At 69.7% G+C, this 23,783-nt stretch carries 22 protein-coding genes and 1 pseudogene; 7 read left to right on the forward strand and 16 right to left on the reverse strand.

Annotated features, from left to right (window positions below):
- Positions 1-155 precede the first annotated feature (155 nt).
- The 7 genes from ACIBL4_RS00005 to solA form a co-directional block, all read right to left on the reverse strand.
- A complete protein-coding gene (locus ACIBL4_RS00005; protein WP_399404806.1) occupies positions 156-1,436 on the reverse strand; it encodes an NAD(P)/FAD-dependent oxidoreductase in 1,281 nt (426 codons plus the stop codon).
- 109 nt (positions 1,437-1,545) lie between these two features.
- Positions 1,546-2,388 (reverse strand): ABC transporter permease, encoded by an 843-nt coding sequence (locus ACIBL4_RS00010; protein ID WP_399404808.1) that lies wholly within the window; start codon positions 2,386-2,388, stop codon positions 1,546-1,548.
- Entirely contained in the window at positions 2,385-3,251 is an 867-nt protein-coding gene (locus ACIBL4_RS00015) for an ABC transporter permease (RefSeq protein WP_399404810.1), read from the reverse strand. The genes ACIBL4_RS00010 and ACIBL4_RS00015 overlap by 4 nt, the downstream gene beginning before the upstream one ends.
- A 39-nt stretch (positions 3,252-3,290) precedes the next feature.
- The gene (locus ACIBL4_RS00020) at positions 3,291-4,457 is read right to left on the reverse strand and encodes an ABC transporter ATP-binding protein (protein ID WP_399404812.1); all 1,167 of its coding nucleotides are present in this window, start codon (positions 4,455-4,457) and stop codon (positions 3,291-3,293) included.
- The gene (locus tag ACIBL4_RS00025) at positions 4,450-5,541 is read right to left on the reverse strand and encodes an extracellular solute-binding protein (RefSeq protein WP_399404814.1); all 1,092 of its coding nucleotides are present in this window, start codon (positions 5,539-5,541) and stop codon (positions 4,450-4,452) included. The genes ACIBL4_RS00020 and ACIBL4_RS00025 overlap by 8 nt, the downstream gene beginning before the upstream one ends.
- Before the next feature lie 119 nt (positions 5,542-5,660).
- Positions 5,661-6,341: a haloacid dehalogenase type II gene (locus ACIBL4_RS00030; RefSeq protein WP_399404816.1), complete on the reverse strand. Its 681-nt coding sequence runs from the start codon at positions 6,339-6,341 to the stop codon at positions 5,661-5,663.
- A gap of 117 nt (positions 6,342-6,458) precedes the next feature.
- Complete coding sequence (solA, locus tag ACIBL4_RS00035) at positions 6,459-7,595, reverse strand: N-methyl-L-tryptophan oxidase (RefSeq protein ID WP_399404818.1); 1,137 nt, start codon at positions 7,593-7,595, stop codon at positions 6,459-6,461.
- Positions 7,596-7,873: 278 nt separating this feature from the next.
- On the opposite strand from solA, the gene ACIBL4_RS00040 reads away from it, so the two are divergent.
- Together ACIBL4_RS00040 and ACIBL4_RS00045 are read left to right on the forward strand one after the other, a co-directional pair.
- On the forward strand, positions 7,874-9,490 hold the full coding sequence (locus ACIBL4_RS00040) for a PucR family transcriptional regulator (protein ID WP_399404820.1): 1,617 nt from the start codon (positions 7,874-7,876) through the stop codon (positions 9,488-9,490).
- A 158-nt stretch (positions 9,491-9,648) separates the two neighbouring features.
- A pseudogene (locus ACIBL4_RS00045) lies at positions 9,649-10,149 on the forward strand (SDR family NAD(P)-dependent oxidoreductase); the annotation flags it as partial.
- A gap of 561 nt (positions 10,150-10,710) precedes the next feature.
- Here ACIBL4_RS00045 and ACIBL4_RS00050 read toward each other — a convergent pair.
- The 4 genes from ACIBL4_RS00050 to ACIBL4_RS00065 all read right to left on the reverse strand — a co-directional run bounded on the left by ACIBL4_RS00050 (position 10,711) and on the right by ACIBL4_RS00065 (position 13,648).
- Positions 10,711-11,184 (reverse strand): winged helix-turn-helix transcriptional regulator, encoded by a 474-nt coding sequence (locus ACIBL4_RS00050; protein WP_399406513.1) that lies wholly within the window; start codon positions 11,182-11,184, stop codon positions 10,711-10,713.
- A 109-nt stretch (positions 11,185-11,293) separates the two neighbouring features.
- On the reverse strand, positions 11,294-11,887 hold the full coding sequence (locus ACIBL4_RS00055; protein WP_399404822.1) for an alpha/beta fold hydrolase: 594 nt from the start codon (positions 11,885-11,887) through the stop codon (positions 11,294-11,296).
- Between the two features lie 574 nt (positions 11,888-12,461).
- Positions 12,462-13,055 (reverse strand): TetR/AcrR family transcriptional regulator, encoded by a 594-nt coding sequence (locus ACIBL4_RS00060; protein WP_399404824.1) that lies wholly within the window; start codon positions 13,053-13,055, stop codon positions 12,462-12,464.
- A 92-nt stretch (positions 13,056-13,147) separates the two neighbouring features.
- Positions 13,148-13,648, reverse strand: a complete 501-nt coding sequence (locus ACIBL4_RS00065; protein ID WP_399404826.1) for a PaaI family thioesterase — start codon at positions 13,646-13,648, stop codon at positions 13,148-13,150.
- A 104-nt stretch (positions 13,649-13,752) separates the two neighbouring features.
- On the opposite strand from ACIBL4_RS00065, the gene ACIBL4_RS00070 reads away from it, so the two are divergent.
- Positions 13,753-14,220, forward strand: a complete 468-nt coding sequence (locus ACIBL4_RS00070) for a winged helix-turn-helix transcriptional regulator (RefSeq protein ID WP_399404828.1) — start codon at positions 13,753-13,755, stop codon at positions 14,218-14,220.
- Positions 14,221-14,390: 170 nt separating this feature from the next.
- Here ACIBL4_RS00070 and ACIBL4_RS00075 read toward each other — a convergent pair whose 3' ends face one another.
- Positions 14,391-15,308 (reverse strand): alpha/beta hydrolase, encoded by a 918-nt coding sequence (locus tag ACIBL4_RS00075; protein ID WP_399404830.1) that lies wholly within the window; start codon positions 15,306-15,308, stop codon positions 14,391-14,393.
- Between the two features lie 61 nt (positions 15,309-15,369).
- The gene (locus ACIBL4_RS00080) at positions 15,370-16,431 is read right to left on the reverse strand and encodes an alkene reductase (RefSeq protein ID WP_399404832.1); all 1,062 of its coding nucleotides are present in this window, start codon (positions 16,429-16,431) and stop codon (positions 15,370-15,372) included.
- 605 nt (positions 16,432-17,036) lie between these two features.
- On the opposite strand from ACIBL4_RS00080, the gene ACIBL4_RS00085 reads away from it, so the two are divergent.
- On the forward strand, positions 17,037-18,050 hold the full coding sequence (locus ACIBL4_RS00085) for an NADP-dependent oxidoreductase (protein WP_399404834.1): 1,014 nt from the start codon (positions 17,037-17,039) through the stop codon (positions 18,048-18,050).
- Positions 18,051-18,096: 46 nt separating this feature from the next.
- On the opposite strand, the gene ACIBL4_RS00090 is transcribed toward ACIBL4_RS00085, so the two are convergent.
- Positions 18,097-19,107: an enoyl-CoA hydratase/isomerase family protein gene (locus ACIBL4_RS00090; protein ID WP_399404836.1), complete on the reverse strand. Its 1,011-nt coding sequence runs from the start codon at positions 19,105-19,107 to the stop codon at positions 18,097-18,099.
- A gap of 170 nt (positions 19,108-19,277) precedes the next feature.
- On the opposite strand from ACIBL4_RS00090, the gene ACIBL4_RS00095 reads away from it, so the two are divergent.
- Entirely contained in the window at positions 19,278-21,167 is a 1,890-nt protein-coding gene (locus tag ACIBL4_RS00095; protein ID WP_399404838.1) for a propionyl-CoA synthetase, read from the forward strand.
- Positions 21,168-21,185: 18 nt separating this feature from the next.
- Here ACIBL4_RS00095 and ACIBL4_RS00100 read toward each other — a convergent pair whose 3' ends face one another.
- Positions 21,186-22,364, reverse strand: coding sequence for an acyl-CoA dehydrogenase family protein (locus ACIBL4_RS00100; RefSeq protein ID WP_399404840.1), 1,179 nt, complete (start codon positions 22,362-22,364; stop codon positions 21,186-21,188).
- A 115-nt stretch (positions 22,365-22,479) separates the two neighbouring features.
- The gene (locus ACIBL4_RS00105) at positions 22,480-22,848 is read right to left on the reverse strand and encodes a hypothetical protein (RefSeq protein ID WP_020273024.1); all 369 of its coding nucleotides are present in this window, start codon (positions 22,846-22,848) and stop codon (positions 22,480-22,482) included.
- Between the two features lie 125 nt (positions 22,849-22,973).
- On the opposite strand from ACIBL4_RS00105, the gene ACIBL4_RS00110 reads away from it, so the two are divergent.
- Both ACIBL4_RS00110 and ACIBL4_RS00115 read left to right on the forward strand, forming a co-directional pair.
- On the forward strand, positions 22,974-23,378 hold the full coding sequence (locus ACIBL4_RS00110) for a ChaB family protein (RefSeq protein WP_399404842.1): 405 nt from the start codon (positions 22,974-22,976) through the stop codon (positions 23,376-23,378).
- Positions 23,379-23,415: 37 nt separating this feature from the next.
- Positions 23,416-23,775 (forward strand): DUF6479 family protein, encoded by a 360-nt coding sequence (locus ACIBL4_RS00115; protein WP_356926862.1) that lies wholly within the window; start codon positions 23,416-23,418, stop codon positions 23,773-23,775.
- Positions 23,776-23,783 lie beyond the last annotated feature (8 nt).

Below are 23,783 nucleotides of genomic sequence, written 5' to 3' on the forward strand. Positions count from 1 at the left end.
CACAGCTCCTCACCGGTGGCCGGGTTGTCGACGGACAGTGTCCGGCCGGACTCCGCGTCCTGCCAACCACCGCCGATGAACAGCTGCTTGGGAACGTCACGGACAACAGTCATCTCGAGGTCTCCTTGTATGCGTAGAGGTGCGCCGCCGCACGGTCAGCGGATGCGGTCCAGCGTCTTGTAGTAGGCGCCCGCGAAGGGCAGGAACCAGGCGGTGCCGTTGTAGAGGGGGATGCGGGGCGGGGCGATGTCGCGCACCGGGCTGACCTCGGGGTGGCCGTCCATCACCTCGGCCATGACCTGCCCCATGTGCGTGGCCATCTGCACGCCGTGGCCCGCGTATCCCATGGAGTAGTAGACGCCGTCCTCGGTCTGCCCGGCGTGCACGATGCGGTCCATGGCGAAGCCGACGGAGCCGCCCCACACGTACTCGACCTTCGTCCGGGCGAGCTGGGGGAAGATCTCGCACATCTCACGGAACAGCACGGCCCCGCTCTTCTTGTCCGAGGTGGGGTCGGACGGTGCGAAGCGGGCGCGCCCGCCGAACAGCAGCCGGTTGTCCGGGGTGAGCCGGAAGTAGTGGCAGACCTGGTTGGAGTCGACGATGAGGCGGGCCTTGGGGATGATGTCCCGGGCGAGCTGCTCGCCGAGCGGCTCGGTGACGATGATGAAGCTGCCCAGGCAGACCTGCTGGCGGCGCAGCCACGGGAAGTTCTTGTCGGTGTAGGCGTCGGTGGCCATCATGACCTGCCCGGCGCGGATCACACCGCGCTCGGTGCTGACCTCGTAACGGCCGGCGGCGGTGCGCCGGACGCCGATGGCCGCGTTGCGCTCGTGGATCTCGACACCGGTACGCTCACAGGCCTCGGCCATGCCGCGCACGAAGCGGCCGACGTGCAGCGCGGCGCTGAACGGGTCGAGCAGGCCGCCGTGGTAGGCGTCGGATCCGATCTCGGAACGCAGCTCGGACTTGCTGACCAGGGTGGTCTCGTGGCCGAAGTACTTGGCCAGGTCGCGCTGTTGGGCCTTCTTGCTCTCGAAGTGCGCGGGGCGGGAGGCCACTCCCAGGCGTCCGACGCGACGGAACTGGCAGTCGATGGACTCCTCGTTCACGAGCCGCTCGACGGTGTCCACGGCCTCGCCGTAGGAGTTGTAGATCTCGCGGGCCCGCTCGAGTCCGTACCGGCGGATGGCCTGGTTCACGCCGATCGTGAAGCCCAGGTTCGCCATGCCGCCGTTGCGTGCCGAGGCGCCGGAGCCGATCTGGCCCTTCTCGACGAGGGTGACACGGGCGCCCTTGCGGGCGGAGTGCAGGGCGGTGGACAGACCCGTCAGGCCGGCGCCGACGACCACCACGTCGGTGTCCTCGGTCACAGGCTTGCCGGACCGGTCCGGGAACGCCCCGGCGGTTTCGATCCAGTACGGAATCGTCTTCATTGCGGGTCTCCTGCGAGGAAGTTTTCGGGGGGATACCGGCCGGGCACCCGCTCGGGGGCCCGGCCGACGACGCTGTCAGCGGGTGGCACGGCCCGTGCCGGCGCACGGCTCAGGTGAGGGGTTCGACGGGCAGGACGCCGCCTTGGCTGTTGCGGTGGCCGCCGAGTTTGCGGACGAGGGCGACCAGGGCGAGGGCCAGGATGGCCAGGGCGATCAGGACGGCGCTGACCGCGGTGACGGTGGGGTCGACGTCGAACTGCAGGGCGTTGAACACGAGCACCGGCAGGGTGCGGGTGTCGGGTGTCGACATGAACTGGGCGATGAAGAACTCGTCGAAGCTGGTGATGAAGGAGAACACCGCTGCCGCGATCAGGCCGGGGGTGGCCAGGGGGAAGGTGATGCGCCGGGCGATGGTCATGCGGCTGGCGCCCATGCTGGCCGCGGCGTCTTCGAGCCGTTCGTCGATGCCCTTCAGGGTGGAGATCATGATGAGGACCGCGATCGGTGCGGCCAGCACCGTGTGGCCGAGGGCGATGGCCAGGGGGCTGCCGAGCATGCCGACGGGTTCGAAGAACAGGAACAACCCGAGGGCGATGACGACTTGGGGGATGAGCATCGGGGCCAGGACCAGTCCGTAGACGGCCGCGTGCAGGGGCAGCCGGTCGCGGGCCAGGGCGGTGGCGGCGGTGACGCCCAGGATCAGGGAGAACACCGTGGTCAGGGCGGCGACCAGGCTGGACAGGGCGATGGAGGTGGCCCAGTCGCTGCCGGGTGCGGCCATCTGCTCGTACCAGCGGGTGCTGTACTCCTTGGGCGGGAAGGTGCCGATGCCGTCCGCGCCGAAGGAGGTGACCAGGATGATGACGATGGGCATCGCCAGGAAGAGCAGGATGGCGGTGGCGCTCAGGCCGCGGCCGATGTGTCCGGCTCGGGTGGCGGGCAGTTCCATCATGAGCTGCTCCTTCGTGCGTGTGCCTTCTTGCGGCGGAGCTTGGCCAGGCCGAGCACGCCCAGGCCGGCGAAGGTGAGCAGCAGCAGGATCACGCCGAAGGCGGCGGCGGAGTTCCACTGGTCCTGCTTCATCACCTGCTGGTCGATCAGCGCCGCGACGACGGTCTGCTTGTCGCCGCCCATCAGGGCGGGAGTGATGTAGTAGCCCAGGCAGAGGATGAAGCTGAGCAGGCCCGCCGTCCCCACACCCGGTGCCACCAGGGGCAGGTAGACCCTGCGGAAGATGGTCAGGCGTGAGGCGCCGAACCCGGCGGCCGCGGCGAGCAGCCGGCGGTCGACGCCCCGCATCACTCCCTGCAGGATCAACACCGTGTAGGGGAGCATCACGGAGGTGGTGCCGATGACGACACCGGTCTCGTTGTAGAGCAGCGAGTACGGCGCGCCGGGGGCGTCCACCGACGTCAACAGTGTGTTGACGAGGCCGTGTTCACCGAGCATGATGATCCACCCGTAGGTGCGCACCAGGGCGCTGATGAAGTGCGGTACGACCACGATCAGCATGGCGAGTGCGGCGAAGACGGGCCGCATCCGGGCGATGGCGTGCGCCAGCACGAAGCCCACCAGCAGACTGAGCACGGCGGTCTCCGCGGAGATCCGCAGGGTGGAGATCAGCACGGACAGGTTCACGCCGCTGAGGGCGTCGGCGTACCAGTGCAGGGTGAAGCCGCCACCGTCGCCTTTGAGGCTGAGGGAGAGCACCCCGATGATCGGGTAGACGAACAGCACCAGCAGGAACACCGTGACGGGGACGGCGTTGACCAGCGCGATGCGGGAGCGGTGCCCGCGCTTCTCGGACGTCTTCACACGCACCTTGGCAGGTGCGACGGCGGTGCCGGCCACGGCTCACCCCCCGTCCGTCGCGTCGAAGACACTGACGTCGTCACGGTCAGCGGTCACGCAAACCCGCTCGCCCGTGCGCGGCGGAGCCAGGGCGGTCTCGATCCGCAGCGGCGGCGTCCCCGGAGCGGCACCGTCCAGACGGACCGAGATCCGGGTCAGCGAGCCGACGTAGACGGCCGTCTCGACAGTGCCGGTACAACAGCCTTCCTCGGCACTGACCAGCCGCAGCTTGCCCGGCCGGACAGCTGCCCGAACCCGCTGTCCCGGAACACAGGCGTGCTCCCGGGCCGTGAGCACGCCGCCGGTGTCCAGCCGTACCCGCGTGCAGCCGTCCGCGGTCGGCTCCTCCACCTTGCCGTTGAGGAAGTTGGCGGCCCCGAGGAAGTCGGCGACGAACGGGGTGCGGGGGTATTCGAACAGGCCGCGAGGCGTGTCGAACTGCTCGATGCGGCCGTCCTTCATGATGGCGATCCGGTCGGACAGGACGAGGGCTTCCTCCTGATCATGCGTCACGTAGACGACGGTCAGGCCGAGTTCGCGCTGAATGGTCTTGATCTCGGTCTGCATCTGGTCGCGCAGCTTCTTGTCCAGCGCGCCGAGCGGTTCGTCCATCAGCACGATCGGCGGGCGGTAGACCAGCACCCGGCACAGGGCGACCCGCTGCTGCTGACCACCGGACAGCTCACGCGGCTTGCGGCCGGCGAACTTCGACAGCCCCGCCGCCTCCAGGGTCTCCCCGACCCGGCGGCGGATCTCCGCCTTGGACACCCCGCGCAGCTGCAGGGGGAAGGCGACGTTCTCCTCGACCGTCATGTGCGGGAAGAGCAGGTACTGCTGGAAGACGAAACCGAAGTCGCGCTTGCCGGGGTTGAGTTTGGTGATGTCCCGGCCGTCGACGGTGATGCCGCCGGAGTCGGGTTCGGTGAACCCGGCCAGCATCATCAGGGTGGTGGTCTTGCCGGAGCCGGAGGAGCCGAGGAAGGTGACGAACTCGCCGGCCGCGATCTCCATGTCCACACCGTCGACCACCGTCGTCCCGCCGTAGGACTTGCGCAGCCCCGTCACCGACAGCGACTTGCCCGTCGGTGAGGAGGAGCGCGGGGCCAGGGCAGCGGCGAGGTCGTCGGCGGACAGTTTTCCGGCGGTCAGGCTCTGGGTCCGCTCAGGCATCGGCCCACTCCTGCCAGCGCTTGGTGACGGCGTCACGGTTCTTCTCCCACCAGGCGACATCGGCGTCGAACCCGGTCTTGAGGTTCTGCGGCGAGGTCGGCAGCGTGGCCAGGACGTCCTCCGAGAGCAGCTTCGTCGCCGCCGGGACGACCGGGCCGTGCGGGAAGAGCTTGGCGAAGCCCGCCTGCACCTCGGGCCGCAGCGAGAAGTCGATCAGCTTGTAGGCCGCGTCCGTGTTGTCGGCGCCCTTCGGGATGCCCCAGCCGTTGGTCATCCTGCGGGCGCCGTTCCACTGGTAGGCGACCGGCTGCCCCTGCTTGATCAGCTCGTCCGCGCGGCCGCCCCACAGGCTGGTCGCGACGACCTCCTTGCGGCCCAGCAGGACGGCGGGCAGGGCACCGGTGTTCCAGAACTTCTTCACGTCACCGCGGATCCGCGACATCGCCTTGAAGGCCCGGTCCACATCCAGCGGGTACAGCTTGTCCAGCGGCACCCCGTCGGCCAGCAGCGCGAACTCCAGCTCCGGCAGGTCCACCTCCGCGCTCTGCAGCGAGCGCGGACCGCTGAAGGCGTCCGTGTTCCAGAAGTCGGCCCAGCTCTTCGGGACACGCTTGAGGCTGTCCGTGCGGTAGGCCATCAGGCTCGCCCAGACGTTCTTGCCGACCGCGTGCTCCGGCAGGTTGTGCTCCGCGATCCCGGCGCCCTTGATGCTCTTCAGCCGGTCATGGTCGATGGGCTCCAGACACTCCTGCCCCACCATCTTCTGGAAGATCAGCAGTGAGTTGTCCATCAGGTCCACCTGCGGGCGGCCCTGCTTGACCTGGGCGATGATCTGCGCCGACTGGTAGTTGACCGTGGTGACCGTGATGCCGGTCTCCTTGGTGAACGGCTCGTAGATCGCCTTGGTGAGAGCGTCGTTGTAGGTGCCGCCGCTGTTGCTGACGACGAGCCGCTTCTTGCCGCCGCCCGAGCCGCGGCTCTCGCTGTTGCCCATGAGGGTGCCGCAGCCGGTCACCGCGGTGGCGGCGGCCAGCGCGCCTGCGGTGCGGAGTACGGTTCTGCGTCCTATCCGGTTTGCTTCCATCGGGCGCCTCCTGGTGATGGGTGTGGATTCGGGGAACGGAAAACGCTGGGGAGTGGGGGGTGGGGTGGGGTGGGGTGGGACCTTCGGGGTTGTTCGTGCGGGACGGTGTACGTCGCGCGTCAGATGCCGAGCATGGTGTTGAGCTCGTCCAGGGACTTGACCGTCACGTAGTCGTAGCCGTGGGTGACGGGGTCGTAGCCGCGGTCGAGCAGGATCAGGTTGCGGAAGCCCATGTCGTGCATCGGCATGTGGTCGTAGCGGGTGTGCGAGGCGACGTGCACGAAGTCCTCGGGGGACGCGTCGAGTTGGTCGAGCATGTACTCGAACGCGGCGTAGCGGGGCTTGTAGTAGCCGGCCTGCTCCGCGGTGAAGACCGCGTGGAAGTCCGCGCCGAGCCGGGGCACGCTCTCCTTCAGGAAGGAGTCGTCGGCGTTGGACAGGATCACCAGCTTGTAGTTCTCGCCCATCTTCTTCAGCGGTTCCGGCACGTCGGCGTGCGGGCCCCAGCTGCGCACGGCGTCGGCGAACCGCTTGCCCGCGTCCGGGGCGGCCTTCACGCCCCACTTGCGGCAGACGCGCTCGAAGGAGTCCTGCAGCACCTGCTCGTAGGGGTAGTACTCGCCGCGCACCTGGTCGTAGCGGTAACCGCGGAACTCCCGGACGAACTGGTCCCAGTGCTCGGCGGGGATCTGGTCGCCGACGAGCTCTCGCGTGATGGGGGTCATCGGCCACTCGATCAACGTGCCGTAACAGTCGAACGAGACGTACTTCGGACGGAACTGAAGCGAGGGAATGGGCATGAGGATGCTCCTGTCTTTGCTTCGGGGAACTGGTGATGGCCGGTGCGTGCCTTTTCGGGCATGCCCATGACAGAGATGTCGGAGTGAGCGGCGAGATGCCGCAGGCATTGCCGGGTGTCAGGCGGCGGCGACTCCTGCCGGTGCGAGGAAGTCGATGGGGTGTTGCGTGCTGCCGTCGAGTGCCAGGTCGGCGGCGATCTCGCCCATGGCCGGCGAGAGTTTGAAGCCGCTGCCGGAGAATCCGGCCAGGACGATGATGTCGTCCTCGCCGGGGAGACGACCCACGAGCGGGTTCCCGGACTCCGTGTAGCCCTCCATGTAGACCGACAGCCTGATGGGGTCGGGGTTCAGGTCGGGCATCAGCTCGGCGATGAGCTCACGGAAGGTGGCGAGTTCCTCCGGACGGACCGTGCGGTCGACCCGTTCGGGGTCGGGTACCGGCAGATAACGGGCGAGGGAGAGACCGAGCTTGACGGAGATGCCGTCCGGCGAGGGGAGCCCGTAGCAGTCGTGCGGTGCGCTGCGCACGAAGGCGGGGGCGCCGCCCGCGAACCAGTCGTGGCGGGTGGGGATGTGCCAGGAGCTGATCAGCCGGCGGACGTCCACGGACCGTGGGAGGTCCGGGAGCAGGGTGTTGATCCAGGGGCCCACGGTCACCACGGCGGTGTCGACGTGGTCCGTGCCCTGGTCGGTGATGATCTGCACCCCGCCGCCCGCCGCGGGGACGATCTCCCGCACCGGGGTGTAGCGGTGCAGCCGGGCACCCAGCTGTTCGGCGCGGGCGGCCGCCGCCTGGACCGACGCCTCGGGCCTGATGATGGCGCCCTCGCGGTCGAGGACGGCGGTGTGCCCGTCCGGGAGGCGGTGCTGCGGGTAGCGGCGGGCGAGTTCCTCCCCGTCCAGTACCTCGTGAGCCAGCCGGTGGGCGGAGCTGGCGGAGAGGAGGAGACGCATCGACGGCGAGGCGGTCTCGCCCATCACCAGGCATCCGCTGCGGCGTCGCAGCGAGAGGCCGGTTTCCCGCTGGAGCCGGTCCCACATCCGGTCGGCGAGCCCCAGCAGCGGAATGTACCCGGGGTCACCGAGGTGTACGGCGCGGAAGATGCGGCTCTCGCCCCCGGCCGCGCCGCGGTCGTGACCCGGCGCGTACCGGTCGTAGCCGATGACCTCGGCTCCGCGGGCGGCCAGTCGCCACATGACCTGGCTGCCCATGCTGCCGGCACCGATCACGGCGACGCGCTTCGGGATGCGCATGAGTCGCTCCTTTCGCCGGGTGCGGCCTGGGTGTCTGTGATGCCCCGGCACGGTGGGGACACCGTGCGGACCCCTTCGATTCGGGTCCCTTGGGGATGGCGTTCACTCTCGACCCCGGCGAACCCGCAGGTCAAGCCACACTCTGTTCCGCCTCGGGACCTTATCGAGACGATGTGTCACGGCGAGCTCGCCCGCCACGGAAAGTGCCTTGCCCCTCTTGCCACGGTGATGTGCCGGTGCGAAGGTGACCCCCGATACCTCGGACGAAAGCACTCCCTATGCCGCCCAAACGTCCCGCAACCGGGCACTTGCCGACCATCACGGAGGTTCTGAGCCTCCCCGTGCTGGCCGAGGGGATGCCGCGCGTGCTGGCCGGTGAGTCGCAGCTGAACCGTGCGGTGCGCTGGGTGCACGTCACCGAACTGCTCAACCCCGCCGATTTCCTCGAGGGCGGCGAGCTGGTCCTGACGACCGGCATGCCCTACCCCGAGGACGCCTCCGAGCTGCGCGGCTACGTCGACCAGCTCGCCGACGTCGGCGCGGCCGGCCTGATCGTGGAGCTCGGTTACCGCTACGGGAAGGTACCCGACGAGCTGGTGGCGGCCTGCCGTGCACGTGAGGTGCCGCTGGTCGAGCTGGCCCGCGGCGTCCGGTTCATCGACGTCACGCAGGCGGTGCACGCGCTCATCCTCGACGCCCAGGGGGCGCTGCTGCGCCGCGGCCGGGACATCCAGGACATCTTCACCGCCCTGACGCTGCGGGGCGCGAGCCCCGAGGAACTGGTGCACACCACCGCCGAGCTCACGGGGGCCCCCGTGGTGCTGGAGGACCTCACCCACCGGGTCCTGATGTGCGAACTGCTCGGCCGGCCGTACGAGCCGGTGGTGTCGGCCTGGTCCCGGCGGTCCCGGGCCACCCCGACCCCGGAGAAGATCACGCCGAGCGGGCCGGAGGGGTGGCTGATCGCGCCCGTGCAGGACCACCAGGGGCCTTGGGGGCGGCTGGTCCTGCTGGAGGGCCGGCTGAACCCGGAGCCCGACCCGGAACACGTCCTGGTCCTGGAGCGCGCGGCGGTCGCCCTGAGCATGGCGCGTCTGGCCGGGCCGGCCTGGTGGGAGCGCCGGGCCCACCGCTCGGTGCTGCGGGACCTGTACGAACGGCGTTTCCGCTCCCCCGCGGACGCCCGCGCACGCGCCGAGGCACTGGGGCTGCCGACCCTCGGACACCGCCTCTTCGCCGTGGTCATCCGCCATACGCACACCGGTACCGGGGAGCACCTCGACGAGCGGATCGCGAAGGCGATGGCGCAGACCGGTATTCGCGCCCTCGTCGGCGAGACGGCCCCGGGCCGGATCGGCGTCCTCCTCGCCCTGGCGCAGGCCAGTGCCTGGCAGCCGGTCGCCGAGCGGATGGGCCGTCTGTGTCGCGAGGAGCTCGGCCCCGAAGCCGTCGTCGCCGTCGGACCGGGCGTGACCGACCTCTCCGGGATCGCCCGGTCGTGGCAGGAGGCCGAGCAGACGGCCGAGGCCATCACGCCCGACTCACCCGACCGCTGGTTCTACGTCCCCGCCGACGTCCGGCTGCCGGAGCTCCTGGGCGTGCTGCGGGAGGACGTCCGCCTCCAGCGGTACGCGGAACGCCAGCTCACGCGTCTCATCGAGCACGACGACCGCAACGGCGGCGACCTGCTCCCGGCACTGCGCGCGTATCTGACGGCGGCCGGGAACAAGTCGGTCGCGGCGAAACAGGCCGGCATGTCCCGGCAGGCGTACTACCAGCGCCTCCACACCATCGAACGGCTCCTCGGCTGCGATCTGGAGTCGGGCCTGCAGTGCACGTCCCTGCACGTCGCGGTGCTGGTGCTGGACGCCCGGGGGGCGGCGCCCGGCGCGTGACGATGTCCCCGGCGCTCCCCTCTTCCTCATAGGCCACCGACGTCTCCCGGATCTTTCCGGGATCGCCGGCCGCGCCCCCTTGCCAAGGGCCGACGACACCCATATTGTCGTACGAACGTAAGACATACGGTCGTAATTTAAAGGTAGGAGAGCTCGTGATGGCGACAACTCAGCCGGTGGCGCTCGTGACAGGTGCCACATCGGGAATCGGCAAGGAAACGGCCCGCGCCCTGGCCGCTGCGGGTTTCGAGGTGATCGGAACCGGCCGCAAGACCTCCGGACTCACCCCGCCCGCCGGTGTGACGTACCTGGATCTCGACGTGGCCGGCGACGACTCGGCCACCGCCGCCGTCGCAGAGGTGATCGACCGGTTCGGACGCATCGACGTCCTGGTCAACAACGCAGGCGTCGGCTCGGCGGGCGCCGTCGAGGAGAACTCCCTCACTCAGGCCCAGAGCATCCTGAACATCAATGTCCTCGGTGTCATCCGCATGACGAAGGCCGTCCTGCCGCACATGCGCGCCCGGGGCGGCGGACGCGTCATCAACATCTCGTCCGTCCTCGGCGTCGCCCCCCAGCCCTTCATGGCCCTCTACGTGGCGTCCAAGCACGCCGTCGAGGGCTACTCCGAGTCGCTTGACCACGAGGTCCGCGAGCACGTTCGACAAGCAGATCCGCAAGAACAACCGCATGCCAGCCTGACTGATGTGATCGCCGGGCCGCCGGCCGGGGCTCTGTCCGACCGCGACGGCCGCGCTCCTGTCGTCACGGTGGGCATGGGTGGCGTACACCTCTCGGCTGCCGGCGCTGATCGCCTGCGGAATCGGCATGGGGATGTTCTTCGCGCCCTGCGCGAACCTCGTCATGAGCAGCGGTGCACCCGGAGGAGCAGGGCATCGCCTCCGGCGCCGACAACGCGATCCGCGAGGTCGGCGGGGCCGCGGCGTCGCGTCGCCGGCGGCGGTCTTCTCCGCCCGGGGCGGCTACGGGTCGGCCTCACTGTTCGTGGCCGGGCTGGTCCCCGGGGCTCTGCGTCGGGGCCCGTGCGGTCCCCGTGGCTGTGGCCCTGGCCTTGCTGATGACCGGGCAGCGCAAGGGTGACAGCCCGACTGCCGGCCTCGTCACCGCGGGAGGCACTCCGGCCGGCGCCACGGCCGCGACCTGAGCCCGGCACGAGGGGCGGCGCCCGACCCGGCCGAGGGCCACCCCTGATGCTCATCTCACTCGGGCGACCTCATACGAAAAGCCGGTCCGGGGATGCTCTCGATGTCCTTCGCTTCCACCGGGTGGCCTCGTTCGCAGCGAATCCGGACGTCGACCTGCGCGCCGCACTCACGGTGCCGCGCCAGTACCGCCGGCCCCTCCGGGTCGGCGCGGTAGCGGTCACCCCACTGCAGCAGCCCCATCACGGCCGGCACCAGATCCATGCCCTTGGAGGTGATCACATACTTCGGCCGACTTCGCGAACCGGGCTCCTTGTAGGTCTCGGTCGCCAGGATCCCTTCCTTCACCAGCATCCGGAGCCGCGTCGCGAGGAGGTTGCGAGGACAGCCGAGGACGCGTTCGAAGTCGCTGAAGCGGGACGAGCCGTACCAGACCTCCCGCAGGATCAGGATCGTCCACTTCTCGCCCACGATCTCGAGAGTCCGCGCGATCGAGCAGTTGGACGTGTCCCGGTCGAGTCGGGGGTCCATGCCGGTGTCCTGAAGCACTTCGGTCCACGCATCCATGGGAGCGATTCTAACCCCGTTCAGTTTACTTTCGTATACTCAGCTGTCCGGCCGGCGAAGTCCCCGGCATCCACTACCGCTCAAGGAAGTCGAGGGCTTCCGCCATGAACCGCTCGTGGAACTGGAAGATGCCTCCGTGACCGGCGTCGGGGTGGACGACCAGGTCGGCGTTCGGCAGTCGCCGGGCCAGTTCGAAGGAGTTCTTCGTCGGCACCATCCTGTCGCTCTCGCCGTTGGCGACGAGCACGGGCTGGTGGATGACCGAGAGGTCCTGGGGCCGCGCGAGCCCCCAGCGGTGGATGGCCTTGAGCTGGGCGAAGTACGACGTGAGGGAGATCGCCTTGTCCCGGTCGTGAGTGCGCTCCTTGAGACGGGCCAGGAACTGCTTTCCGGCTCGGCGCCCACCCGCGGTGCGAGTGAAGAAGAGGAACTGCTTCGGGTCCTGGAGGGTGAACAGGGCCCGGGCGGTGTCGAGCTGGGACAGCCGGGTCGCGTTCTCGATGCCCTCGCCGCCCGCGGGGCCGGTGCCCGTGAGGATCAGCTTGCGGACGAGCTGCGGTTCGTCCTGCGCGATCACCTGGGCGATCATGCCACCCATCGAGAACCCGTGGATGTCGACATGCTGGAGCCCGAGTCCCCGGATGAAGGTGACGGCATCCTTCGCCATCTCCTCGATGGTCTTCGGTGTCGAGCCGCTGGAGCGCCGACTCCCCTGTTGTCGAAGGTGATGACGCGACGTCCGGCGGCGACGCCGTCGACGACCCGGGGGTCCCAGTTGTCGAGGACCGCGGCAAGGTGGGTGATGAAGACCACCGGGACGCCGGCCTTCGGGCCGAGGTCACGGTAGGCGAAGGTCACTCCCCCGGCGGTGTGGGTGCGGGTGGGCGCCTTCTTGTACGACGTCACCGCGTCGCCTCGTACTCCTTGCGCGTCGTTCACGGCCGTGCCCTTCTGCGTGGGGGTTGCTGGACTGCGTCTGCAGTCCGTCCGGTCGACGGCAGAAGGCCCGTAGAAGTTGGAACCCTGTTCGATCGAGTCCCTCAGCATCACACCGACCTTTAAAGTAAGGTCGTAATTCAATCATGCCGCAAGAGACCGGCCGTCGGAACATCGCGTTGTCGTCGACGGCCCACCCCGGGGCCGCCGGGGCCAGGACGCCCCGGGAGGGCGCGCAGGGCGCCGGTCTCGACGAGAAGGACCTCGAAGCGGATGCCCCGCTCGGCGATGAGGGAACCGGTGCGTCAGACGCGCTGGTCGGCGGCGTCCAGCAGACTGAGGGCGTTGTTGATCCCCTGTTCGAGGAGTTCCTCGGCGAGTTGACGGTCCGTCAGGGCACGGGAGAGCTGCAGCGTCCCGGCCAGCAGGCCGAGGAGGCTGAGCGCCTTCACGCGCGCGGAGGACGGGTCCTCGGGCGCCATGCGGGAGGCGATGCCCTCGATGAGGATCAGCACGCCGTCGGTGTACGCCCGCCTGGTCGCGTCGGTGCAGCGCCCGATCTCGTCGAGCAGAGCGGCGTTGGGGCAGCCGTCGCCAAGGCTGTCGCGATGCTCGGGCGAAAGGTACCCCCGCACGATCTGCTCGACTCCGGCACGGCCGGGCGCAGCCTGCGCGACGACATTCTCGGCCTGCACCTTCAACTGGTCGGCGAGTGCCGTGGTGACAAGGTCGTCCTTGGAGGCGAAGTGCGCGTAGAAGGCCCCGTTGGTCAGCCCCGCGTCCTTCATGAGCGTCGAGACGCCGGAGCCGTCGATACCGTCCTGCTTGAACCGGCGGCCCGCCGTCTCGATGATCCGCCGCCTCGTCTCCGCCTTGTGCTCTTTCCCGTACCGCACCACAGCACACGCTCCTTCGCCGGCCGGAAGGACCGGTTGCCCTTCACCGACTTCACCAGTCTATGGTATTTCGAGCGTAATCCTAAGAGTCGGAGTCACACCCGAGGGGCCGGCACCGGGAAGAGCATGCAGCTGCTGGTGGCGTGAGCGAGGATACGGTCCTTCGCGTCGAGCAACTGGGCCTGCGCGAGAGCGGTTTGGCGGCCCTTGCTGACGACCGTGCCGACAGCACGCACGGGGCCCGTGTCCACGGTGATCGGCCGCAGGAACTTCACGGTCAGGTCGAGCGAGGTGTACGCCATGCCCTGCGGGAGGGTGGACTGGACGGCGCAGCCGGCCGCCGAGTCGAGCAGGGTGGCGAAGACGCCGCCATGAACACTGCCGATCGGGTTGTAGTGCTCCTCCCCCGGCGTCAGGGAGAAGACCGCCCTGCCGGGCTCCACCTCGTCCAGGGTGAAGTCGACGGTGGAGCTGATCGGCGCCCTCGGCAGCCGCCCCGCCTGCACCTCACGCAGGAAGTCGAGGCCCGCCATGCGTCCGGCGGCCTCCGCCGAGATCGCGGGATCGTCCCAGTGATATGTACGCGTTCGCCCCACGGTCCGGCGCCCTTCGCTCTGCCTGGCAGCTGACTTTTCCCAGTGAAGCTAGGCTTCTGCGCAGCTGACTGTCAATGCTGAAGCCAGCCCTTTACGATGGCGGGATGGAGTGGCTTGAGGCGAGCACGGAGAACTGCCCCGTCCAGCGCACGCTCGACGTGATCGGCGAGAAATGGACGCTGCTGATCCTGCGCGACGCCGTCAACGGCGTCCGCCGCTTCGACGACTTCCACCGCCACATCGGCCTGTCGGAAGCCGTCCTCAGCGACCGCCTCCGCAAGCTGACCTCGGCCGGCATCCTGAAGACCGTCCCCTACCGGGAGCCCGGCAGCCGCTCCCGCAACGAATACCGTCTGACCCGCAAGGGCTGGGACCTGTGGCCCGTCCTGATGGCGCTGAGCCAGTGGGGCGAGGCGTACGCTCTCGGATCCGAGGGTCCTGTCCTGGACGTCCGCCACACCAAGTGCGACGCCCCGGTCCGCGTCGTCGTCGAGTGCTCCGCGGAGCACTCGACCCTCACTCCCCGAGAAGTCACCGCCCGGCTGGGCACAGGCGCCCGCCTCCGGTTGTGAACCGTCGACCCCGCGGTTCACGTGTGAGGAACCGGCCGTCGCCTACCGGACCCGGACGAACTCGCGTGCGTCGCGGACCTGCGCGCTGCCGCGGGCCATGTCGGCGTCCGTCCACCGTCCCGATCCGGCAGGCGCGCGGATCTCGCGACTGCCGCGCCCGAGCCGCTCGGTCAGATCTTGGTCTTCTCCCGGACCCACGCGCCGATCCGCGCGATGGCGGCGTCGACCTCCGGAACCCGGCCGGCACCGTAGACGTAGGAGTGCTGGCCCCCCGGGACCACCAGGGTCGCCGTGTCGATTCCGGCGTCCTTGACGCGGGCGGCGAACTCCTCGTCCTCACCGGCCAGGACCTCGTACGTTCCCCAGGAGACGAGCGTCGGGGGCAGACCGCTCAGGTCCACCCGGTTCAGATTGATCCGGGTGTCCGTGAACTCGATGCCCGTACCGCCGATCCAGGCGTCCCGGAAGAATTCCAGCAGTTCCTTGCTGAGGATCTTGTCCGTTCCGGCCTTGGTCACCATGGTCTCGTTGGCGATCTCGAGGTCGCACCAGGGGGAGATTGACACGATGGCGCCGGGCAGGGGCTGCTTCTTGTCGCGCAGGCGAAGCGCCAGGGCGACGGCGATGAACCCGCCGATCGAGTGGCCGATCGTGATGATGTTGCCCGGCTCGTACCCTTCGGACAGCAGCCAGTTGAAGGCCGCCTCCGCGTCGTCCACCTGCGCCGGGTACTTGTGTTCCGGTGCCCGCCGGAAGTCCAGGACCAGCACGGGCGCCCCTGCGGCCTTGGCGATATGGCCCGCTAGCTTTCGGTCGACGAACGCCGACGACAGGACGGAGCCCCCGGCGTGACCGTGCAGGAGGACGTAGTCGGTGTTGGCGTCGACCGGTTCGCACCAGATTGCCGGCACGCCACCCGCGTCCACCTCCCGGTAGGTGACGCCTTCCGGCTCCCGGGCCTTGAGATGGACGCTCTCCGACACGATGCGCATCGCATCCAACTCGGACTCGGGAATCGTCAGTCCGGCCATGAATTCCGCGAACTCGATCGCTTCCGGGCTCAGTTCGACAGCAGTGTGATCAGTCATGTGGCACCTCCATGGGGCCATCTGGCATACCGGCCCGCCGGACCGGTATCGCCGGGATCTGTCAGGCAGTGAGAGTGGGGTAGTCGGTGTAGCCGGCCTCGGCGCCGCCGTAGAAGGTGGCGGGGTCGGGGGTGTTCAGCGGCGCGCCGGTGCGTACGCGCTCGGCCAGGTCCGGGTTGGCGAGTGCCATCACGCCGACGGTGACGATGTCGGCCAGGCCGTCTTCGATGTCCTTGGCGCGAGTGGCGATGTCGGTGCCGGCCCGGTTGAGGACCAAGGTGTTCGGCCACAACTGGCGCAGGACGCGCAGGAGTTCGTCGTCACCGCCGTGGCCGATGTGCAGGTAGGCGAGGTCGAGCGGGGCGAGGGCCCGCACGAGTGCCGGGTACAGCTCGTGGGTGTCGCTCTCCGCGATGTCGTTGAACGGGTTGCCGGGAGAGATCCGGAAGCCGGTGCGGCCGGCGCCGATCTCCTCGGTCACGGCGGTGGCGACCTCGACGGCGAAGCGGATGCGGCCCGCGAGGGAACCGCCGTAGCGGTCGGAGCGCTGGTTGGTGTTGGTGGCGAGGAACTGATGCACGAGGTAGCCGTTGGCGCCGTGGATCTCGACCCCGTCGGCGCCGGCCGCGATGGCGGCCGCCGCGGCGCGCCGGTAGTCGTCGACCGTCGCGGCGACCTCCTCGGTGGCCAGTTCGCGCGGTACCGGTATCTGCTGAAGGCCGGACGAGGTGAACATATCGCCCGCCGGCTGGACCGGGGAGGGGGCGACCGGCTGCCGGTGGTGAGGGGTGTTGTCGGGGTGGGACATCCGTCCGACGTGCATGAGCTGGATGACGATGCGTCCGTCGGCGCCGTGCACGGCATCGGTGACCTTGCGCCACCCGGCGATGTGCTCCTCGGAGTAGATGCCGGGGGTGAGCAGGTAGCCCTGGCCGTCGGCGTTGGGCTGAGTGCCCTCGGTGATGACGAGGGCGTGCGAGGCGCGCTGGGCGTAGTACTCGGCGTTCAGTTCGGTGGGTGCGCCTTCCGGGGTGGACCGGTCCCGCGTCATGGGGGCCATCGCCAGCCGGTGAGGCAGGGAGATCTCCCCGGCGACGACCGGGTTCCACAGAGCGTTGAGCATGAAGGTGTCCTCAAGTAAGGGATGAGAGAAAGAGGCGGGACGACGGCGGCCTGCCCCGCGGGGAGTGCATAGGCGGTGATTGACCGCGCACCTGGCCGCCGCCAAGGCGGTGCCGCCCGACTGCTGGTGGAGGAGGGGAGGTCGCCGAGTGCGTCGGGGCTGGCGGATGAGTGGGGCCGAAGTGCCGGCCCCGCTTTATATTACGATAGGCATATAAAGCCGTCCCGTCAACGGTCTCCCGGTTCGAGCACGAGCGAAGCCCCGCCTCTCAGCTCTTCCGGGAGCGCGGCGTGAACGGCATCAGCGTCGCCGATCCGATGGATTCGCAGGGGACGTCGCTCGCGAGACCACGGCTGGGGAGGTGCGCGAGACGTACGCGGCCGGCGTCGAGGAATTCGCCTCATGGCTGTCCACCGACGCCGACGACGGCCTTCCGATGGTGGCCACTCCGGTCGGCGCGCTCCTGCCGGCCCGGGCCACGGCGGGCACAGAGCCGTCGGAGCGAATATTGGAATCGGCCCGCGCAGCCATGACTGCACCAGACAGGTCTTGACGACCTCCTGCTGAGTTTACTTTTCCATACTCAGGGGGTAGCGTCGGTCGGCATGAAGGCATTCGTCGTCGAGAAGTACGGCAAGGACGGCGTCCGCGCCGCAGAGCTGCCCGAGCCCCCGGTCGGAGACCGGGACGTCCTGGTCAGAGTGAGTGCCGCCGGCATCAACCCGCTGGACAGGCTGGTCCGCGACGGGGAGTTCACGCGGGTCCTGAAGTACAAGCTCCCGTTCGTGCTCGGCCACGACGTGGCCGGTGTCGTGACGCGGGTCGGCTCCGCCGTACGCGGCTTCGAGGTCGGGGACGAGGTCTACGCCCGTCCGCGCGACCTGCGGATCGGAGGCTTCGCGGAGTTCATCGCGATCGACATGGACGATGTCGCGCCCAAGCCGGACTCCCTCACCCTGCAAGAGGCAGCCGCGGTGCCGCTGGTGGCCCTGGCCGCCCGGCAGATCCTCGTCGACCGTGCCCACGTGCAGCCGGGCCAGAAGGTGCTCGTCCACGGCGGTGCCGGTGGCCTCGGCTCGACGGTCATCCAGCTCGCCAAGCACCTCGGCGCCACGGTGGCGACGACCGCGAACACTGATTCCGAGAAGTTGGTCAGGGACCTCGGCGCCGATGTCGTCGTCGACTACGCCAAGGACGACTTCTCGAAGGTACTGTCCGGCTACGACCTGGTGCTGGACTCCGTGGGCGGCGCGAACCTCGAGAAATCGCTGACCGTCCTCAAGCCCGGCGGCCTGGCCATCAGTGTCGTGGGCCCGCCGGACGCCGGCTTCGCCAAGCAGCTCGGCGCCCCCTTCTTCATGGGCCTGGTCATGAACGCGCTCAGCCGCAAGGTGCGCAAGAAGGCGAAGTCGCTGGGCGTGCGCTACGAGTTCTTCTTCATGCAGGCCAACGGCTCCCAGCTGCGCGAACTCGGCGCCCTCTACGACAGCGGGCGGCTCCGCCCGGTCATCGACAGCACCTTCCCGTTCGACCGGACGCTCGAGGCGATGGCGCATGTCGAGCAGGGCCGCACCAAGGCCGGCAAGGTCGTGGTCTCGATGGTGCCCGACAACGGCTGAGATCGGGCCGGCCGCAGACGCTCCGTCCGGCCAGGGGCATGCGTGCTCAGGACGGCAGCGTCCGTCCGCCGGACGACGCACGCTGCCAGCGGGGAGTGCGGTCCTTGTCGACCAGGGCGGCGCGGACGCCCTCCAGGAAGTCCGGCGTGCGGATGGTCGTGCGTGTGAGGGCCAGTTCGGCGGCGAGGCACTCGCGCAGCGTGCGCTGCCTGCCCCGGGCCAGCAGTGCGTGAGTGATCTCCAGACTCTGCGGCGAGGCCGACTCCAGGGCGGCCGACGCGGATGCGGCCCAGGGGGTGTCGAGCTGGCGCAGGCGCTTCTCGATCTCACCGAGGGACGGCGCGCCGAACGCCCAGTCCACGTCTGCGCGTACCTCCGCCAGCCCGCTCTGCGCCACCGGGGAGCGGCCGGCGAGGCGGTTCAGGACCACGTCCACCGGGTCGTCGGGGTGGTCGGCCAGGGCATGCGGGACGGCATCGAGCCCGCCTGCGGGGACGAAGTGCGTGGCCAGCCCCGAGTACAGGGCGTCGGCCGTGTCGAGCCGGTGCCCCGTCAGTCCCAGGTACATGCCGATCGCGCCGGGCAACCTCGGCAGGAAATAGCTGGCCCCGATGTCCGGGAAGAAACCGATCCCGGTCTCGGGCATCGCCAGCACCGCACGCTCGGTGACGACGCGGAAGCCGCCGTGGACGGACAGACCGAGACCACCGCCCATGCACACGCCGTCGATGAGCGACACGACCGGCACGGGATATGCGGCGATCCGGGCGTTGAGCCGGTACTCGGAGGCGAAGAACCGCTCACTGGCCTCGGCGTCCCCGGCGAGGCTGTGCTCCCGGATCGTGCGGATGTCTCCACCGGCGCAGAACGCCTTCGTGCTGGTACTGGCGAGCACCACGGCGGACAGCGGCATGTGCTCCCACTCGGCGAGCACCCGGTCGATGGCGGCGACCATGCCGGTCGTCAGGGCGTTGAGCGCCGTGGGCCGGTTCAGGAGGATGCGGCCGACGCCCCGGTGGACGTCGGCGAGTATCTCGGCCGCAGCGGTGTCAGTCATGGGTCGTCATCTCGTTTCCGCGCGGGGTGGGCACCTCAAGATCCTGACACAGGGCCGCGCCGACGCCCCGGAAGGGCCCGGCCATGCCGTCCGGCATACGGTAGTTGTGTCCGACACGGTTCCACACGCAGCCACCACCACCGTCCCCCGATGCCACAAAGGAGTGCGCGATGGGAACGTACGAGGATGTCTTCCGCGCCAGCACCGCGGACCCGGAGAGTTTCTGGCTGAAGGCGGCGAAGGCCATCGACTGGGACGTCACTCCGCGACAAGCCCTGGACTCCTCGGACGCACCGTTCTACCGCTGGTTCCCCGACGGGCGGCTCAACGTCTGCTTCAACGCGCTCGACCGGCACGTCGAAGCCGGGCGGGGCGAACAGCCCGCGCTCGTCTACGACTCCCCCGTGACCGACACCCGCCGCACCTTCACCTACGCGGAGCTCAGGGACGAGGTGGCGGCCTTCGCCGGAGCGCTCGCACAGCTGGGCGTGGGGCACGGCGACCGCGTGGTGATCTACATGCCGATGGTCCCCGAGGCGGCGGTCGCGATGCTGGCCTGCGCCCGCATCGGCGCGGTCCACTCGGTCGTCTTCGGCGGGTTCGCCCCGCGTGAACTCGCCCTCCGCATCGATGACGCGGCCCCCAAGGTGGTCGTCTCCGCCTCCTGCGGCATCGAGGGCAAGCGTGTCATCGCGTACAAGCCCCTGCTCGACCGGGCGATCGAACTCGCCGGCCACAAGCCGGAGAAGACGGTGATCCTGCAGCGCCCGCAGGAGCCGACCGTGCTGGGGCCGGACGATCTCGACTGGGCCGACGTGGTCGCCGCCGCGCCGCCGGCCGACTGCGTTCCCGTCGCCGCCACCGATCCGCTCTACATCCTCTACACCTCCGGAACGACCGGAAAGCCCAAGGGAGTCGTGCGTGACTGCGGCGGCTACGCGGTCGCCCTGCACTGGTCGATGGGCGCCGTGTACGACGTGGGCCCGGGCGAGACCATGTTCACCGGCTCCGACGTCGGCTGGGTCGTCGGGCACTCCTACATCGTCTACGCGCCCTTGCTGGCCGGCGCGACGACGGTGCTGTACGAGGGCAAGCCGGTCGGCACCCCGGACGCGGGCCAGTTCTGGCGCGTCGCCGCCGAGTACCGGGTCAAGACCATGTTCACGGCGCCCACCGCCTTCCGGGCGATCAGGAAGGAGGACCCGAAGGGGGCGCTCACCGCCGGCTACGACCTGTCCGACCTGCGCTATCTCTTCCTCGCAGGCGAGCGCCTCGACCCCGGGACCTACCACTGGGCGAGCGCCCTGCTGGGCGTCCCGGTGATCGACCACTGGTGGCAGACCGAGACCGGGTGGCCGATCGTCGCCAACCCGGTCGGCATCGAAGCCGCGCCCGTCAAGCCCGGCTCCCCCACCCGGCCGCTGCCGGGCTGGGACGTCCGCGTCCTCGACCCCTCGGGAGAGCCGGTGCCCGCGGGCGTCGACGGCGCGATCGTCGTGAAGCTCCCCCTGCCGCCCGGCGCGCTCCCCACGCTCTGGAACGACGACGACCGCTACCTCGCCTCCTACCTCTCCGCCTACGACGGCTACTACCTCACCGGCGACAGCGGACACATCGACGACGACGGCTACGTCTTCGTCATGGGCCGCACCGACGACGTCATCAACGTCGCCGGGCACCGCCTGTCCACCGGCAGCATGGAAGAGGCCCTGGCCGCCCACCCCGACGTCGCCGAATGCGCGGTCATCGGCGTCGCCGACGAACTCAAGGGACAGGTCCCGCGCGGCTTCGTCGTCCTCAAGGCAGGCAGCGACCGCGAACCGGGCGAGGTCGAGGCCGAGCTCGTCCGACTCGTACGCGAGCGCATCGGGGCCGTCGCCTCACTGAAGGACGTCACGGTCGTGCCCGCCCTGCCCAAGACCCGCTCGGGCAAGATCCTCCGCAAGACCATGCGCGGCATCGCCGACGGCCGCGACGAACCCATCCCGTCCACGGTGGACGACCCCGGCGTCATCGAGACACTGCGCCCGGTCCTCCGCCGCACCGGCCACACCCCGTGAAACGGTCGGCGCAGGCCGTCAGCGTCGCACCCGCGGCATCCCCAGCCCGATCCACGAGATGATCTCCCGCTGGATCTCGTTGTTGCCGCCGCCGAAGGTGAAGATGACCGCCGAGCGGTAGCCGCGTTCCAGCTCGCCGTGCAGCACCGCGCCCGCCGAGCCCTCCTTCAGCGCGCCGGGGGCGGCGACGATCTCCATGAGCCAGGCGTAGGCGTCGCGGCGGGCCTCGGAGCCGTAGACCTTGACGGCGGAGGCGTCCTGCGGGGTGAGGGTGCCGTCCTGGACGGCACCGACCATCCGCCAGTTGAGCAGCTTCAGCGCGTCCAGCCGGGCGTGGGTCCGGGCCAGCAGGCGGCGTACCCAGGGCAGGTCGGCGACGCGGCGGCCGTCGGCGAGCTTGGTCTCCATCGCCCAGCGCTGCACGTCGTGCAGGGCGCGGATCGCCATGGTGCCGTGGGCGGCCAGGGTCACGCGTTCGTGGTTGAGCTGGTTGGTGATCAGCCGCCAGCCCTCGTTCTCGGCGCCCACCCGGTGGGAGACGGGAACGCGGACGTTCTCGTAGTAGCTGGCCGTGGTGTCGTGCGAGGCGAGGGTGTTGATGAGGGTGCAGGAGTAGCCGGGGTCGGTGGTCGGCACCAGGAGCATGGTGATGCCCTTGTGCGGCGGGGCGGCGGGATCCGTACGGACCGCCAGCCACACCCAGTCCGCCGTGTCGCCGTTGGTCGTCCAGATCTTCTGGCCGTTGACGACGTAGTCGTCGCCCTCCCGTACCGCGCGGGTCCGCAGGGACGCGAGGTCGGTGCCCGCCCCGGGCTCGCTGTAGCCGATGGCGAAGTCGATCTCGCCGGAGAGGATCCGCGGCAGGAAGGAGGCCTTCTGCTCCTCGGTGCCGTACCGCATGATCGTCGGACCGACGGTGTTCAGCGCCATGAGCGGCAGCGGCACGCCGGCCTGGGCGGCCTCGTCGAAGAAGATGAACTGCTCCATCGCGGTCAGGCCGCGCCCGCCGTACTCCTCGGGCCAGCCCACGCCGAGCCAGCCGTCCGCGCCGAGCCGCCGGATGGTCTCGCGGTAGAACCGCTTCTGGGCGGCCGGGTCGCCGTGCCGGGCGTACGCGTGGTCCGGGACCAGTTCGGCGAAGTAGGCGCGCAGTTCGGTGCGCAGCCGCTGCTGCTCGGGCGTGTATTCGAGGTGCACGGCGCCTCCAGGTCCCCCAGGCCGGTCCTGTCGGCGCACACGGTAGAACGTGTTACAGAAATTGGGAATGGCGAGGGACCGGGAACATCCCCGGTCCAGCCCGCGAAAACCCTCCTCAGTTCAGCGTGGCGAGGAAGTCGGTGCACGCCCGCGCGCATGCACGGCACGCCGCCGCCGAGTCCTCCGCCCCCGCCTGCCGGTCGAAGACGTGCGCGGCTTCCAGGCACACGGTCCGGCACCACTCCACCTGGACGCGAATGGTGCTCTCGTCCACCTGGTTTTGCTCGGACAGCACACGGCAGGTCGCGTCGCAGACCTCCGCGCACATGATGCCCTTGCGTCGTACGAGTTCCTGGTTCTCGGTGCCGTCGGGGTCCACGAGGCTCGCGCGCAACGCGCACGCCCGGGCGCACTCGGTGCACGCCTGGGCACAGGCGAAGCGGTCCTCCAGGAACCGGAACAGCTCCTGCTGGGATGTCGTCACACCGCGCGGGTAGCCCCGCCGATGCCGGTCAAACCCGGTGCCGCCAAGGGTTCCGTACGGTTTTCCGGCCCCGGCGACCGGGCACCCGGCAGGCCCGGGAACGACGACGCACGGAGGTGAGTCACATGCCCGGGCGAGAGGAGCTTCCGTCGACCCTGGAGCGGTCCTCCAAGGAAGCGCAGCGCACCTGGATCAAGGCGCACGACTCGGCCGTGGAGCAGTACGGCGAGGGCGAGCGCGCGCACCGTGTGGCCTTCGGGGCGCTGAAGCACACCCACGAGAAGGTCGGCGACCACTGGGAGCGCAAGGAGGGCGGCCGCAAGGCCCCGTCGGACCCGCGCTCGGCCCGGCCCCGGCAGCAGGGCGGCCGCAGCGGCGAGGGCGTCGACGAGCGTGCCTCGAAGGAGCACCTGTACGACCTCGCGAAGCGGCTCGGTGTCGAGGGACGGTCGCGCATGTCGAAGGCGGAGCTGCTGGACGCCGTCCGCAAGGAGAACCGGTCGAAGACCCGGGCCGCACGGTCGGGGTGAGCAGGTTCATGGTGAGGACCAGGGGTACTCGCGAACCATGAATACCGCATGGATGGAGATGGCCGCGGGCGGGGACGCCCCCGGCTTCGGGTTCGTCGTGACGGGTCTTGTGGTCGTGGCCCTGCTGCTGGGCGCCTTCATCCTGGGCCTCCGGTACAAGCGCCGGCGCCCGCCGCGGCCCGACGAGCAGCCCAGGCTGCCCGACGGTGGCCCCGTCCGGGAGACGATGGAGCGCAGGGAGCCCGACGAGGTGCCCCGCGGCCAGGACCGTCTGACTCCGCACGAGCTGAAGACGCACGGCAACCAGAGCGACCGCAGGAGCGCGACCCAGGAGCGTCCCCGCTGGAACGAGGGCAGCAGCGGCTCGTTCGGCAGCGGCGGCCCGGGCGGCCGCTGATCCCCGCT

This window comes from Streptomyces sp. NPDC050416 (assembly GCF_044458845.1).
In the GTDB taxonomy this organism is placed as follows: Bacteria; Actinomycetota; Actinomycetes; order Streptomycetales; family Streptomycetaceae; genus Streptomyces.

Excerpts from the sequence above, each read along its gene's own strand:
- ACIBL4_RS00005 (WP_399404806.1), bottom strand. The coding sequence starts at position 1,436 with ATGAAGACGATTCCGTACTGGATCGAAACCGCCGGGGCGTTCCCGGAC.
- ACIBL4_RS00010 (WP_399404808.1), bottom strand. The coding sequence starts at position 2,388 with ATGATGGAACTGCCCGCCACCCGAGCCGGACACATCGGCCGCGGCCTG.
- ACIBL4_RS00020 (WP_399404812.1), bottom strand. The coding sequence starts at position 4,457 with ATGCCTGAGCGGACCCAGAGCCTGACCGCCGGAAAACTGTCCGCCGAC.
- ACIBL4_RS00025 (WP_399404814.1), bottom strand. The coding sequence starts at position 5,541 with ATGGAAGCAAACCGGATAGGACGCAGAACCGTACTCCGCACCGCAGGC.
- ACIBL4_RS00030 (WP_399404816.1), bottom strand. The coding sequence starts at position 6,341 with ATGCCCATTCCCTCGCTTCAGTTCCGTCCGAAGTACGTCTCGTTCGAC.
- solA (WP_399404818.1), bottom strand. The coding sequence starts at position 7,595 with ATGCGCATCCCGAAGCGCGTCGCCGTGATCGGTGCCGGCAGCATGGGC.
- ACIBL4_RS00040 (WP_399404820.1), top strand. The coding sequence starts at position 7,874 with ATGCCGCCCAAACGTCCCGCAACCGGGCACTTGCCGACCATCACGGAG.
- ACIBL4_RS00050 (WP_399406513.1), bottom strand. The coding sequence starts at position 11,184 with ATGGACCCCCGACTCGACCGGGACACGTCCAACTGCTCGATCGCGCGG.
- ACIBL4_RS00055 (WP_399404822.1), bottom strand. The coding sequence starts at position 11,887 with ATGGCGAAGGATGCCGTCACCTTCATCCGGGGACTCGGGCTCCAGCAT.
- ACIBL4_RS00070 (WP_399404828.1), top strand. The coding sequence starts at position 13,753 with ATGGAGTGGCTTGAGGCGAGCACGGAGAACTGCCCCGTCCAGCGCACG.
- ACIBL4_RS00075 (WP_399404830.1), bottom strand. The coding sequence starts at position 15,308 with ATGACTGATCACACTGCTGTCGAACTGAGCCCGGAAGCGATCGAGTTC.
- ACIBL4_RS00080 (WP_399404832.1), bottom strand. The coding sequence starts at position 16,431 with ATGCTCAACGCTCTGTGGAACCCGGTCGTCGCCGGGGAGATCTCCCTG.
- ACIBL4_RS00085 (WP_399404834.1), top strand. The coding sequence starts at position 17,037 with ATGAAGGCATTCGTCGTCGAGAAGTACGGCAAGGACGGCGTCCGCGCC.
- ACIBL4_RS00090 (WP_399404836.1), bottom strand. The coding sequence starts at position 19,107 with ATGACTGACACCGCTGCGGCCGAGATACTCGCCGACGTCCACCGGGGC.
- ACIBL4_RS00095 (WP_399404838.1), top strand. The coding sequence starts at position 19,278 with ATGGGAACGTACGAGGATGTCTTCCGCGCCAGCACCGCGGACCCGGAG.
- ACIBL4_RS00110 (WP_399404842.1), top strand. The coding sequence starts at position 22,974 with ATGCCCGGGCGAGAGGAGCTTCCGTCGACCCTGGAGCGGTCCTCCAAG.
- ACIBL4_RS00115 (WP_356926862.1), top strand. The coding sequence starts at position 23,416 with ATGAATACCGCATGGATGGAGATGGCCGCGGGCGGGGACGCCCCCGGC.